This window comes from Streptomyces sp. MMBL 11-1, assembly GCF_028622875.1.
In the GTDB taxonomy this organism is placed as follows: Bacteria; Actinomycetota; Actinomycetes; order Streptomycetales; family Streptomycetaceae; genus Streptomyces.
The window spans coordinates 3,857,707-3,871,057 of sequence record NZ_CP117709.1 but is presented as its reverse complement, the minus strand read 5'-3'; the positions used below and the strand labels follow the sequence as shown (position 1 = coordinate 3,871,057).

At 67.8% G+C, this 13,351-nt stretch carries 12 protein-coding genes; 6 read left to right on the top strand and 6 right to left on the bottom strand.

Features of this window, described 5'->3' with window-relative positions; genetic code table 11:
• Positions 1-370 precede the first annotated feature (370 nt).
• Positions 371-1,708, top strand: coding sequence for an MATE family efflux transporter (locus PSQ21_RS16760; RefSeq protein WP_274031325.1), 1,338 nt, complete (start codon positions 371-373; stop codon positions 1,706-1,708).
• A gap of 129 nt (positions 1,709-1,837) precedes the next feature.
• On the opposite strand, the gene rplI is transcribed toward PSQ21_RS16760, so the two are convergent.
• The 4 genes from rplI to rpsF form a co-directional block, all read right to left on the bottom strand.
• Positions 1,838-2,284 carry a 50S ribosomal protein L9 gene (gene rplI, locus PSQ21_RS16755; RefSeq protein WP_003967856.1) on the bottom strand — a complete coding sequence of 149 codons (447 nt, stop codon included), beginning with the start codon at positions 2,282-2,284 and terminating at the stop codon, positions 1,838-1,840.
• An 18-nt stretch (positions 2,285-2,302) separates the two neighbouring features.
• A complete protein-coding gene (gene rpsR / locus PSQ21_RS16750; RefSeq protein WP_003967857.1) occupies positions 2,303-2,539 on the bottom strand; it encodes a 30S ribosomal protein S18 in 237 nt (78 codons plus the stop codon).
• Positions 2,540-2,582: 43 nt separating this feature from the next.
• Entirely contained in the window at positions 2,583-3,200 is a 618-nt protein-coding gene (locus tag PSQ21_RS16745) for a single-stranded DNA-binding protein (RefSeq protein ID WP_274031324.1), read from the bottom strand.
• 74 nt (positions 3,201-3,274) lie between these two features.
• Complete coding sequence (gene rpsF / locus PSQ21_RS16740) at positions 3,275-3,565, bottom strand: 30S ribosomal protein S6 (RefSeq protein WP_018957345.1); 291 nt, start codon at positions 3,563-3,565, stop codon at positions 3,275-3,277.
• A 331-nt stretch (positions 3,566-3,896) separates the two neighbouring features.
• Here rpsF and PSQ21_RS16735 point away from each other — a divergent pair, with 331 nt between their 5' ends.
• The 3 genes from PSQ21_RS16735 to PSQ21_RS16725 all read left to right on the top strand — a co-directional run bounded on the left by PSQ21_RS16735 (position 3,897) and on the right by PSQ21_RS16725 (position 6,650).
• Positions 3,897-4,238: a hypothetical protein gene (locus PSQ21_RS16735; RefSeq protein WP_274031323.1), complete on the top strand. Its 342-nt coding sequence runs from the start codon at positions 3,897-3,899 to the stop codon at positions 4,236-4,238.
• A gap of 171 nt (positions 4,239-4,409) precedes the next feature.
• A complete protein-coding gene (locus PSQ21_RS16730) occupies positions 4,410-5,528 on the top strand; it encodes a lipid II:glycine glycyltransferase FemX (RefSeq protein WP_097865582.1) in 1,119 nt (372 codons plus the stop codon).
• A gap of 90 nt (positions 5,529-5,618) precedes the next feature.
• Entirely contained in the window at positions 5,619-6,650 is a 1,032-nt protein-coding gene (locus tag PSQ21_RS16725; RefSeq protein WP_003967862.1) for an alanine racemase, read from the top strand.
• Positions 6,651-6,691: 41 nt separating this feature from the next.
• On the opposite strand, the gene PSQ21_RS16720 is transcribed toward PSQ21_RS16725, so the two are convergent.
• Together PSQ21_RS16720 and PSQ21_RS16715 are read right to left on the bottom strand one after the other, a co-directional pair.
• Positions 6,692-8,206 (bottom strand): glycosyltransferase family 87 protein, encoded by a 1,515-nt coding sequence (locus PSQ21_RS16720; protein ID WP_274031322.1) that lies wholly within the window; start codon positions 8,204-8,206, stop codon positions 6,692-6,694.
• A gap of 169 nt (positions 8,207-8,375) precedes the next feature.
• A complete protein-coding gene (locus PSQ21_RS16715) occupies positions 8,376-11,093 on the bottom strand; it encodes a transglycosylase domain-containing protein (RefSeq protein WP_274031321.1) in 2,718 nt (905 codons plus the stop codon).
• A 400-nt stretch (positions 11,094-11,493) separates the two neighbouring features.
• On the opposite strand from PSQ21_RS16715, the gene PSQ21_RS16710 reads away from it, so the two are divergent.
• Together PSQ21_RS16710 and PSQ21_RS16705 are read left to right on the top strand one after the other, a co-directional pair.
• A complete protein-coding gene (locus PSQ21_RS16710; protein ID WP_274031320.1) occupies positions 11,494-12,201 on the top strand; it encodes a PadR family transcriptional regulator in 708 nt (235 codons plus the stop codon).
• 59 nt (positions 12,202-12,260) lie between these two features.
• On the top strand, positions 12,261-13,343 hold the full coding sequence (locus PSQ21_RS16705) for an inositol-3-phosphate synthase (protein ID WP_274031319.1): 1,083 nt from the start codon (positions 12,261-12,263) through the stop codon (positions 13,341-13,343).
• Positions 13,344-13,351 lie beyond the last annotated feature (8 nt).

The following is a 13,351-nucleotide window of genomic DNA, read 5'->3' as shown; positions in this document are numbered from 1 at the left end:
CTTCCGGCGCGTCTGGTTCGGTGGATTCCGGTGCCGGAACGGAGTGCGGGCGCCGCACCACGGTAGGCCCCTCCGCACCGTCAGCCAATCTGGTTATCCACAGGGCATGTGGACGACCGACCAGATGCTGTGGAGAACCCTCCCGAACCTGTGCACGGACCGGGGGACAGCACTGTGGACAAACTCATAGCGACAGCGGCGTAACCACTCTGACCTGCATGTTCTCCATCCACTGACTGTGGGGGAGAAAAACTTTCGCCCTCATTTCAAGATCACTGCAAACGGCGCGGGAGGGCGGGCCCCACCGAGGCGAAAGTAAGGGTCGCTTATCGATTGCATCTCTTACCTGTGGAAGATTAGATTGGCCCCCATGACCAAGGCCCCCGCGACCCCGAAGAACGGCCGCCGACAGCATGACCGCGAGATCATCGCCCTCGCCGTCCCGGCGTTCGGGGCACTCGTCGCCGAGCCCCTGTTCGTGATGGTCGACAGCGCCGTGGTCGGCCACCTCGGCACCCCGCAGCTGGCCGGCCTCGGCATCGCCGCAGCCCTGCTGATGATGGCCGTGAGCATCTTCGTCTTCCTCGCCTACGCGACCACGGCCGCCGTCGCCCGCCGCGTGGGGGCGGGCGATCTCCCCGCCGCCATCCGTCAGGGCATGGACGGCATCTGGCTCGCCCTGCTGCTCGGAGCAGCCGTCGTCGCGCTCGCGGTCCCGACGGCCCCCTGGCTCGTCGACATCTTCGGCGCGTCCGACACCGCGGCTCCATACGCCGTCACGTACCTGAGGATCTCCATCCTCGGTATCCCGGCCATGCTCGTCGTGCTCGCCGCCACCGGTGTACTGCGCGGCCTCCAGGACACCCGCACCCCGCTGTACGTCGCCATCGGCGGTTTCACGGTGAACGCCGCCCTCAACGTGACCCTCGTCTACGGTGCGGGGCTCGGCATCGCCGGATCCGCGTGGGGAACGGTGATCGCCCAGGCCGGTATGGCCGTCACCTATCTCGTCGTGGTGATCCGCGGAGCCCGGAGGCACGGCGCCTCCTTGCGCCCGGACGCGGCCGGCATCAGGGCCAGCGCACGCGCCGGCGTACCTCTGCTGATCCGGACGCTGTCCCTGCGGGCCGTCCTGATGATCGCCACCGCCGTCGCCGCCCGGCTCGGAGACGTCGACATCGCCGCGCACCAGATCATCCTCTCCCTCTGGAGTCTGACCGCTTTCGCCCTCGACGCCATCGCCATCGCCGGGCAGGCGATCATCGGCCGCTATCTGGGGGCGGGCGACGAGAAGGGCGCGCGCGAGGCCTGCCGCCGCATGGTCGAGTGGGGTATCGGCTGCGGCATCGTGCTGGGCGTACTGATCGTGCTCGCCCGGCCTCTGTTCATCCCCCTCTTCACCAGCGACCCCTCGGTGAAGGACACCCTGCTCCCCGCGCTCCTGGTCGTGGCGGTCTCCCAGCCGATCGCCGGCGTGGTCTTCGTCCTGGACGGCGTCCTGATGGGAGCCGGCGACGGACGCTATCTCGCCTGGGCGATGCTGGTGACGCTCGCCGTCTTCGCGCCCGTCGCACTGCTGGTGCCCTCCGTCGGCGGCGGGCTCACCGCGCTCTGGTGGGCGATGACACTGATGATGACCGTCCGCCTCGTCACACTCTGGCTGCGCGCCCGGTCGGGCCGGTGGATCGTCACCGGAGCCACCCGCTGATTCGTACACTTCGCGGCCTGTTTCACGTGAAACAGGCCGCCCGTTTCACGTGAAACATCCGCGTCACCACGACAGAAAGGGCCGCACCCAACGGGTGCGGCCCTTCACTGACTCAGCTGAGCTCTGCGCTTAGGCAGCAACGACCTCGACGCCGAGCTTCGCTGCGACCTCGGGGTGCAGACGGACGGACACCTGGTGTCCGCCGAGCGTCTTGATCGGCGAGCCGAGCTCGACGCGACGCTTGTCGACGTCGGGACCACCGGCAGCCTTGATCGCCGCAGCGACGTCGGCCGGGGTCACGGAGCCGAAGAGACGGCCGGCGTCGCCGGAGCGGACAGCCAGACGAACCTTCACGCCCTCGAGCTTGGCCTTGATCTCGTTGGCCTGCTCGATCGTCGCGATCTCGTGGATCTTGCGGGCGCGGCGGATCTGCGCCACGTCCTTCTCGCCGCCCTTGGTCCAGCGAATGGCGAAGCCACGCGGAACCAGGTAGTTACGGGCGTACCCGTCCTTGACGTCGACGACGTCGCCGGCGGTGCCGAGGCCGGAGACCTCGTGGGTGAGGATGATCTTCATGCTCTTGTCACCCTTCCCTTATCGCGCGGTGGACGTGTAGGGCAGCAGCGCCATCTCACGGCTGTTCTTGACAGCCGTGGCGACGTCACGCTGGTGCTGCGTGCAGTTGCCGGTGACGCGGCGGGCACGGATCTTGCCGCGGTCGGAAATGAACTTCCGCAGCATGTTCGTGTCCTTGTAGTCCACGTACTGGGTCTTGTCCTTGCAGAACGCGCAGACCTTCTTCTTAGGCTTGCGCACAGGCGGCTTCGCCATGGTGTTTCTCCTGTGTGATCAAGAAGTGGGGGTACGAGCAGCCCTAGAAGGGAGGCTCGTCCGAGTAGCCGCCGCCAGAGGCGCCGCCGGAGCCGCCGGAGCTTCCGCCCCAGCCGCCTCCGCCGCCCTGCTGCCCCCCGCCGCCCTGGCCGCCTGCCGGCGCGCCGGACGCCCACGGGTCGTCGGCGGGTGCACCGCCGCCGCCCTGCTGGCCACCGCCACCGGGACCGCCGCCCCAGGTGCCGCCGCCCTGCTGGCCGCCGCCGTATCCACCCTGGCCGCCCTGACCACCGCGACCGGTGGTCTTGGTGACCTTGGCCGTGGCGTTCTTGAGGCTGGGGCCGACTTCCTCGACGTCCAGCTCGTAGACCGTGCGCTTGACGCCCTCACGGTCCTCGTAGGACCGCTGCTTCAGCCGGCCCTGCACGACGACGCGCATGCCTCGCTGAAGCGACTCCGCGACGTTCTCCGCCGCCTGACGCCAGACCGAGCAGGTGAGGAACAGGCCTTCGCCGTCCTTCCACTCGTTGGTCTGCCGGTCGAAGATGCGGGGAGTGGACGCGACACGGAACTTCGCGACCGCCGCACCGGACGGGGTGAAGCGCAGCTCGGGGTCGTCGACGAGATTGCCGACGACCGTGATGACGGTCTCGCCTGCCATGGGTGAACCTCTCGGCGGGGATTGCTTCTGGCTGCTTGCTGCTACTCGGACCCGAAAAACGCTGAGCTAGATGCTCAGTGGATCTCGGGACGGAGGACCTTGGTCCGGAGGACCGACTCGTTCAGGTTCATCTGGCGGTCGAGCTCCTTGACGACCGCAGGCTCGGCCTGCAGGTCGATGACCGAGTAGATGCCCTCGGGCTTCTTCTTGATCTCGTAGGCGAGCCGACGACGGCCCCAGGTGTCGACCTTCTCCACCTTTCCGTCGCCCTCACGGACGACGGAGAGGAAGTTCTCGATCAGCGGGGAGACTGCTCGCTCCTCGAGATCGGGGTCGAGGATGACCATCACCTCGTAGTGACGCATGTGGAACCCACCTCCTTTGGACTCAGCGGCCACGGTCGTTCCGTGGCAGGAGGGTCGTGATGCGTGTTGCAACGGCGTTCCCGAGGAGAACACCCAGTACGGACAATCCGCTCCCGAACGATCCCGGAGACGGGGTTCGGGGAGAGGCTTGCCGTGCTGGCCTGGGCAGACACCGGTGCAGACCGTACAGACTACCCGTAGACCGGCTTCCGGTTGAAATCAGGAGCTCAGAGGGCACAATCGAGACAGATGCGGTGTGAGAGGCGCTACACCCGCCGCGGTGCGCGGGGCGCCGGATCCACCGCCCATCCGTCCGGCCAGGAGGTACTCCATGGCACAGACCATCCGACCCGCCGGCTCCCGGTCCGCGACCGGCCGCCGTGCCACCGGTTCGCTCTTCGCGACGGACGGCAGACCGCATCCCGTCCAGGACGTCCTGATGGTGGTGACCGGGGTGCTCGGCATCCTCGCGTTCGTCACGGCGATGTTCCACCATCTGCACCTGATCAGCTCATGGGCGGGTCTCGTCGGGATTCTGACCGGCGCCTACGGCCAGTACATCTCGAAGACCACCTGGGAGCGGTTCGGCCTGATCATGGGCATCGGGGCCTCCGCGGTCGGCTTCTACCTCGGCATGGCCCACGGCGGCCTCTTCGGCGGCGTGATCACCTGACCGGAGCGCCGGCCGAAGGACGCCCGGTGCGGGTGCCCCGGCACCCGCACCGGGCCGTGGTGCGTTCCCGGCCCCCGGGGCCAGGCCGGGTACCCCTCGGTCACAGTAGGCTTCGGCGCGAGAGCCGGAGCCCCTGACCGATGGGGACACACCTGCCGAGGAGCGCCCCGCATGAGCCTGACCCTGAGGACCATCAGCCGAGAGCAGCATCTGGCGTACATCCAGAGCCTGCCCTCGGCCAGTCACTGCCAGGTCCCGGCGTGGGCTGACGTGAAGACCGAATGGCGTTCGGAGAACCTGGGCTGGTTCGACAAGAACGGCGAAATCGTCGGCGCCGGCCTCGTCCTGTACCGCCAGCTGCCCAAGATCAAGCGCTACCTCGCGTACCTCCCCGAGGGCCCGGTCATCAACTGGTACGCGCCGAACCTGGACGACTGGCTCCAGCCGATGCTCGCGCACCTCAAGCAGCAGGGCGCCTTCTCCGTGAAGATGGGCCCGCCGGTGGTCATCCGCCGCTGGGACTCGGCCGCCATCAAGTCCGGCATCCAGGACCCGGACGTGAAGCGCCTGCGCGACGTCGAGGCCACGCACATCGAGCCGCGCGCCTTCGAGGTCTCGGACAGGCTGCGGAAGATGGGGTGGCAGCAGGGCGAGGACGGCGGCGCCGGATTCGGTGACGTCCAGCCCCGCTACGTCTTCCAGGTGCCGCTGGCCAACCGCTCGCTCGAAGACGTCCTCAAGGGCTTCAACCAGCTGTGGCGCCGCAACATCAAGAAGGCCGACAAGGCCGGCGTCGAGGTCGTCCAGGGCGGCTACGAGGACCTGGCCGAGTGGCAGCGCCTCTACGAGATCACCGCCGTGCGCGACCACTTCCGGCCGCGCCCGCTCTCGTACTTCCAGCGCATGTGGACCGTCCTCAACTCCGAGGACCCCAACCGGATGCGGCTCTACTTCGCCCGGCACAACGGCGTGAACCTCTCCGCGGCCACGATGCTCGTCGTCGGCGGACACGTCTGGTACTCCTACGGCGCCTCCGACAACATCGGCCGCGAGGTCCGGCCGTCGAACGCGATGCAGTGGCGCATGCTGCGCGACAGTTACGCGATGGGCGCGACCGTCTACGACCTGCGCGGGATCAGCGACTCGCTGGACGAGACCGACCACCTCTTCGGCCTGATCCAGTTCAAGGTCGGCACCGGCGGCGAAGCCGTCGAGTACGTCGGCGAGTGGGACTTCCCGCTCAACAAGCTGCTCCACAAGGCGCTCGACATCTACATGTCGCGTCGCTGATCCGCTTCACCCCCTCCGGGCCGCACACATCTCGGCACACACCGTTCGTTCCTGATTCACCGCAGCCACCAGAAAGGTTCCGGGCCGGCCATGGCGCTCTCCCTCTACGTCGACACCGCGCGCTGGCGGGCGCACCAGAAGTCCGTGATCGACCAGTTCCCCGGTCTCGTACCCGTCTGCAAGGGCAATGGTTACGGCTTCGGCCATGAGCGCCTCGCCGACGAGACGATCCGCTTCGGATCCGACACCCTCGCCGTCGGGACGACCTACGAAGCGGCCCGGATCAAGGACTGGTTCAGCGGCGACCTGCTTGTCCTGACCCCGTTCCGGCGTGGTGAGGAACCCGTACCGCTTCCGGACCGCGTCATCCGGTCCGTCTCCTCCGTCGACGGGGTGCACGCCCTGGTGGGCGCCCGGGTCGTCATCGAGTGCATGAGCTCGATGAAGCGCCACGGCGTCAAGGAGGAGGAGCTCGGCCAGCTGCACGCGGCGATCGAGGACGTACGGCTCGAAGGCTTCGCCCTGCACCTGCCGCTGGACCGCACCGACGGCTCCGACGCCGTCGAGGAGGTCATCGGCTGGATGGACCGGCTGCGCGCGGCCCGACTGCCGCTGCACACCATGTTCGTCAGCCATCTGCGCGCCGAGGAGCTGGCCCGGCTCCAGCAGCAGTTCCCGCAGACCCGCTTCCGCGCCCGTATCGGCACCCGGCTCTGGCTGGGCGACCACGAGGCCACCGAGTACCGGGGGGCCGTCCTGGACGTCACCCCCGTCGTCAAGGGCGACCGGTTCGGCTACCGCCAGCAGAAGGCCGCCTCCGACGGCTGGCTGGTCGTCGTGGCCGGCGGTACGTCCCACGGGGTCGGCCTGGAGGCGCCCAAGGCGCTGCACGGCGTGATGCCGCGGGCCAAGGGCGTCGCCCGCGCGGGCCTGGCCACGGTCAACCGCAACCTGTCGCCGTTCGTCTGGGCGGGCAAGCAGCGGTGGTTCGCCGAGCCGCCGCACATGCAGGTGTCGATCCTGTTCGTGCCCTCGGACGCCCAGGAGCCGCGGGTCGGTGACGAGCTGGTCGCCCACCTGCGCCACACCACCACGCAGTACGACCGGCTCGTCGACCGCTGAGCCGCCCGGGCGCGGCCCCGAACGGCCCTGCCCGGCCCGGGTCAGCCGTCCCGGGTGGGCGCCGCGCCCCACTCCACCTGAGGTCCCGTGACCGTCGGGGCCCTGTTCCCGGACGAACGGGCCTCGGGCGCCAGCACGAACGCGTCCGGAGCCCCGTCGAGGACACCGCCCGACGGGTCGTCCGCCCCGTCCCCGCGCACCGGGTCCCTCTCCGGCCGCAGAATGTCCCGGACGATCAGCGCGCACAGGTACAGCGTGCCCAGCAGGTGCAGGACGATCGCGACCTGGTAGCCCTCCTGCGGCAGCCCCTGGTGCTTGTCCCCGCCACTGGTGTAGGCGAGGTAGAACCAGATCCCGAGGAAGTACATGACCTCGCAGGCCTGCCAGATGAGGAAGTCGCGCCAGCGCGGCCGGGCCAGGACGGCCAGCGGGATCAGCCAGAGCACGTACTGCGGTGAGTAGACCTTGTTCGTCAGAATGAACGCGGCCACCACCAGGAACGCCAGCTGGGCGAAGCGCGGCCGGCGGGCCGCGGAGAGCGCCAGGCCCGCGATGCCCGCGCAGAACACGACCATCAGGACGACCGACGCGGTGTTGACCGTCTCCACGTCGATGGGCTTGCCGGTGCGCTGGGTGATGATCAGCCAGAACGAACCGAAGTCGATGGGCCGCTCCTGGCTGAACGTGTAGAACTTCCGCCATCCCTCCGGAGCGAAGATCATCACCGGCAGATTCACCACCAGCCAGGCCGCTCCCGCGCCCAGCAGCGCCGTCCCGAACTCACGCTGCCTGCCCGCCCGCCAGCAGAGCACCAGGAGCGGGCCGAGCAGCAGGACCGGGTAGAGCTTGGCGGCGGTCGCCAGGCCGATGAGGATGCCGAACGCGAGCACCCGTCCCCGTGACCACATGAGCATCGCCGCAGCCGTCAGGGCCACGGCCAGGAGGTCCCAGTTGATGGTCGCGGTGAGGACGAACGCGGGGGCCAGCGCGACCAGGAGGCCGTCCCAGGGGCGGCGGCGGTGCGTGCGGACGGTGCACACGGCGATGACCACCGCGCAGATCATCAGCATGCCCGCGTTGACCATCCAGTACATCTGCTCGCGCTGCTGGATGGGGTCGCTGTCCGGCGTCAGCGTCAGCCAGGACGCCACCTGCATGAACACCCCGGTCAGCACGGGGTACTCCAGGTACTGCATATCGCCGCTCAGCCGGTCGAAGTACGGTACGAGACCGTCGGCGAAGCCGCGCCCCATGAAGAGGTGCGGAATGTCGGAGTAGCAGGCGTGCGTGTACTGCGAGGTGGCCCCGCGGAACCAGGCCCATTCGTAGCAGGGGATCTTCTGCACCATACCGAGGGCGAACATCCCGATCATGACCAGCGCGACGACACGCACGGGCGTGAGCGGGCCGTCGCCGAGCCGCGCCCAGCGTCCCGCCCGGCCGCCGAACAGCTCGCTGCCGGCCGCCGCGACCTCGTCCTGATCGGTGGGCCGCACGAGGGGCCGCTCCTGGTGCACGCTCGTGTCTTCTGCGCTGGGGCTTGGCATGCCGCACATCCTGCCGTACGGGGCTGTGCCCGGGGCAAGGACCGCCCGGGGGACACGGATACGGACCGGGATGCCGCACACCGCGGGGAACACGGCGAGGGCCGCCGTACCCGGGTGGGTACGGCGGCCCTCGCCGCTGCGGTGGGCCGGCCTCTGAGAGGCCCGGCCCGTGGTCCGGCTATCCGCCGTTGCCCCAGATGGTGTTGCCACCGTTGGGGTTGCCGTTCCCTCCCTGGGGGCCACCGCTGTCACCGCCGTCGGTGGTTCCGGTGTTGTCGCCCCCGTCGGTGGTTCCGGTGTTGTCGCCCCCGGCGTCGGCTCCGGAGTTGTCACCTCCGCCATCCGCTCCGGCGTTCGCCCCGCCGTTGGCCTCCTGGCAGGTCGGGTCCCAGATGCTGCAGCTCCTGGTCGGCGACGGCGTCGGACTGGGGGTGGTCTGGGTCGGCGTCGGGGACGGCGGCTCTTCCTTCTCCTCTTCGGAGGGCGTCGGCGAAGGCGTGGGACTGGGCGTCGGGCTGGGGCTCTTCGCGCCACCGCCCCACACGACATCGCCCAGGTCCTTCGGTTCCGGGAAGGAAATGGCCTTCTTGCCCTTCATCGCCCCGGTCATGTAGTCGTGCCAGATGGAGGCCGGGAACGAGGCTCCGTGGATCTTCTTCTCTCCACCGGTGCCGAACATCTTCAAGAACTCGCGCTCTTGGTTCGTCTCGTCGTCGTCGTACCGGAACATGCTGATGGCGGTCGAGATCTGCGGTGTGTACCCGACGAACCAGGCGGACCGGTTGCCGTCCGTCGTACCGGTCTTGCCCGCGGCCTCACGGCCCTCCAGACGGGCGGGCTTTCCTGTTCCGTTCTCCACGACGTTCTTCAGCACGTCCGTGACGTTGTCGGCGATGACCGGGCTGAAGGCGCGCTGGGGCCGCTTTTTGTGCTTGAAGACGGTCAGGCCTTCCCGCTTCACCTCGGTCACCGAGTACGTGTCGTTCTGCTGGCCACTCGTGGCGAAGGTGGCGTAGGAGCCCGCCATGCGGATGGCGCTGGGCGACGAGGTGCCGATGGAGAACGAGGGCACGGTCGCGTCGGCCATGAAATCGTCGTCCTTCAGACCGGAGGCGACGGCGACGTCCTTGACCTTGTCCGTACCGACGTCCATGCCGAGCTGCACGAACGGGGAGTTGGCGGACTTCTCCATGGCCGTCCGCAGGTCGATCTCGCCGTAGTCCTGATCGCCGTCATTGGTCTGACGCCACGGTTCGTCGTTCTCGTTCAGCCAGGTCTTGCCCGTGTAGTCCCTGATCTCCAGCTTGTTGTCGCCGTTGTAGACGCTCTCGGGCGAGACCTGGGTGCGCTGGGAGTTGGTCTGCTCCTTCCCGCCGGAAGGATCACGCACGCCGTACTGCATGGCCGCGGCCAGTACGAACGGCTTCCATGTGGAACCGACCTGGGCCCCGGTGGCGTCCGCGTTGTTCATGAAGTGCGTGGTGGCGTCCTGGCCGCCGTACGTGGCGATGATGGCGCCGGTCTTCGCGTCCACGGACGCACCGCCGAACTCGACGTGCGTGTCCGTCTTCGGGCGCTCCTCGGGCCGGATCTTGGCCTTGTAGACCTTGTTCACCGCTGCCTCGAGCTCCTCCACCCTCTTCTTCTGGAAGGTGGTGTGGATCTCGAAGCCGCCCAGTTCGAGCTGCTTGGCGTCGATGCGGCGATCGTTGTTGGCGAGGAAGTACTTCTTGGCGAGCTCCACCAGGTAGCCGGTCTGGCCGCCCAGCTTGGCGTCCTTCTTCTTCGGCAGCGGCATGGGGAACTCCTTGTACTTGGCGCGTTCCTCCGCCGTCATGCGCCCGTCCTTGACCTGCTCGTCAAGGATCCACTCCCACCGCTCTTTGGCCCGCTTGGTGTTCTTCTGCTTGGTCGCGTTCTTCTTGTCGATGTCGGTGGCGCCTGCGGGGTCGTAGTAGCTCGCACCCTTGAGCAGCGTGGCCAGGAAGGCGCACTCGCTCGCGTTCAGTTCGCCGGCGTCCTTGTTGTAGTAGGTGCGGGCCGCCGCCTGCAGCCCCGATGCCCCACGCCCGTAGTACGAGACGTTGAGGTAGCCGGCCATCACCTTTTCCTTGCTGTCCTCACCGGCGACCTTGAGCGTGATGAAAAGTTCCTGGAACTTCCGCTTGAGCGTCTGGTCCTGGGTGAGCATGGAGTTCTTCACGTACTGCTGGGTGATGGTCGAGCCGCCCTGGGTCTCACCGCCGGTGGCCATGTTCAGCAGCGCGCGGCCGATGCCCACCGGGTCGATGCCCTTGTCCGTCTCGAAGCTCTTGTTCTCGGCCGAGATGACGGCGTTGCGCATCTCCTCCGGGATCTGCTCGTACTTGAGGACCTGGCGGTTGACCGAACCTCCGGTCGCCACCATCTGTGTGCCGTCGGCCCAGTAGTAGACGTTGTTCTGCGCCCTGGCCGCTTCGTTGATGTTCGGCTTGGAGACCAAGGCGTACGAGACGCCCCCGACGCCCATCAGCACGCCGAGGAAGCCCAGACAGAGCCCCGACACCAGCTTCCACGAGGGCACCCAGCGGCGGAACCCGTACTTGCCGTGGCGCGGGTAGTCGATGAAGCGCTTCTTGCCGGTGTCGCCGTGGTCGCGCCCCCGGCCTCCCGGGCCGACGGGATCGCCGCCACCGCGGCGTCGGCCACCGCCGCGCTGGGCCGCGCGACGGGCCTCGGCGCGGCTGCCGTACGGGCGATCCCCGCCGTGCGCCTCGGACGACGATTCGGTAGGTGAACTCGACGTGGCTCTGCGTGACGGGACTGCTCTGCGTCCGGTCGACTGCTGGGCGGCGCGTCTGGCCGCGGCACGCCCGCCGCCTTGTGGCTGAGGCGTTTTGCGACGGTGCTCGCTCATGGAACGACTACTCCTCGGGCAGGCGAGAGCGCCTGGAAGCGGCAGTTGAGATCCGGTCCCCCCGAATTACGGACAAGCCACTGCGGAAGGCTCATCCGCAGTACATCCGGCAGTCCGCGATGACTGACGCACGTAAGCGCCTCGCGGTTCCCGGTGGTCTGCATGCCGCACAGACTACGCACGGTCAAAACCTGCCTAGCGCCGAACTTCACCCCAAACAACGCAAGTCGAACCCTGGGAATTGTTGATGTGACGCCGTTCACGAAGGTCACCCTTGTCGAACAGGACGGACCGATCTATCGTGCTGATGTATCGAGTCGATACATCAGCACGGCATAGGTACGCCGATGGTTCCGGTGGACCGTGCCGGCGGAGGCAGCGGGAGAAGGGGGAGACACCGGTGAGCAGACGCTCCGGCATCCTCGAGTTCGCTGTTCTCGGCCTGCTCCGCGAATCGCCGATGCACGGCTATGAGCTGCGCAAACGCCTCAACACCTCGCTGGGGATCTTCCGTGCGTTCAGCTACGGAACGCTCTATCCCTGCCTCAAGACGCTGGTCGCCAGCGGCTGGTTGATCGAGGAGCCCGCCGGTGCCCCGGCGGACACCACGCCGGCCGCCGGACGCTCGGCCGCTTCCTCCTCCTCACTGACAGGGCGCCGGGCGAAGATCGTCTACCGCTTGACGGCAGAAGGTAAGGAGCACTTCGAGGAGCTGCTGTCGCACACCGGTCCGGATGCCTGGGAGGACGAGCACTTCGCAGCGCGCTTCGCCTTCTTCGGCCAGACCGAACGCGAGGTGCGGATGCGGGTGCTCGAAGGCCGCCGCAGCCGGCTGGAGGAGCGCCTGGAGAAGATGCGCGCCTCCCTCGCCCGCACCCGTGAACGACTCGACGACTACACACTTGAGCTGCAGCGTCACGGCATGGAGTCCGTGGAGCGCGAAGTGCGCTGGCTGAACGAGCTCATCGAGAGCGAGCGGTCGGGACGGGATCAGAGACGATCCTCGCCCGAGGGCTCTGCTCAGCAGGACACACCTGGAGAGACGGGCGGCCTGCCCCGGCATCGGGACAACACCCGGCCGGATCCGTCCGACGACACCGCCAAGTGAAGTCATCGCACTCCGCGGCGACTTCATCGGAAACACCGATTACACAGGGAGCAACCGGAATGGGTTCGGTTCGCGTAGCCATCGTAGGCGTGGGCAACTGCGCCGCCTCGCTGGTGCAGGGCGTCGAGTACTACAAGGACGCCGATCCGGCCGGCAAGGTGCCCGGTCTGATGCACGTCCAGTTCGGCGAGTACCACGTCAGTGACGTCGAGTTCGTCGCCGCCTTCGACGTCGACGCGAAGAAGGTCGGCCTCGACCTCGCGGACGCCATCGGCGCCAGCGAGAACAACACCATCAAGATCGCGGACGTGCCGAACACGGGCGTGACCGTCCAGCGCGGCCACACCCACGACGGCCTGGGCAAGTACTACCGCGAGACGATCGAGGAGTCCGCGGACGCCCCGGTCGACGTCGTCCAGGTCCTCAAGGACAAGCAGGTCGACGTTCTCGTCTGCTACCTGCCCGTCGGTTCCGAGGTCGCTGCGAAGTTCTACGCGCAGTGCGCCATCGACGCCAAGGTCGCGTTCGTCAACGCTCTCCCGGTGTTCATCGCCGGCACCAAGGAGTGGGCGGACAAGTTCACCGAGGCCGGTGTCCCGATCGTCGGCGACGACATCAAGTCCCAGGTGGGCGCCACCATCACGCACCGCGTGATGGCGAAGCTCTTCGAGGACCGCGGTGTCATCCTCGACCGCACGATGCAGCTGAACGTCGGCGGCAACATGGACTTCAAGAACATGCTCGAGCGTGAGCGCCTGGAGTCCAAGAAGATCTCCAAGACGCAGGCCGTCACCTCGCAGATCCGTGACCGTGAGCTCGGTGCGGGCAACGTCCACATCGGCCCCTCCGACTACGTGGCCTGGCTGGACGACCGCAAGTGGGCGTACGTGCGCCTTGAGGGCCGCGCGTTCGGCGACGTTCCGCTGAACCTCGAGTACAAGCTCGAGGTGTGGGACTCCCCGAACTCGGCCGGTGTCATCATCGACGCCGTCCGTGCGGCGAAGATCGCCAAGGACCGCGGCATCGGTGGCCCGATCCTCTCGGCTTCCAGCTACTTCATGAAGAGCCCGCCGGTGCAGTACTTCGACGACGAGGCGCGCGAGAACGTCGAGAAGTTCATCAACGGCGACACCGAGAGCTGAGCCGGCCT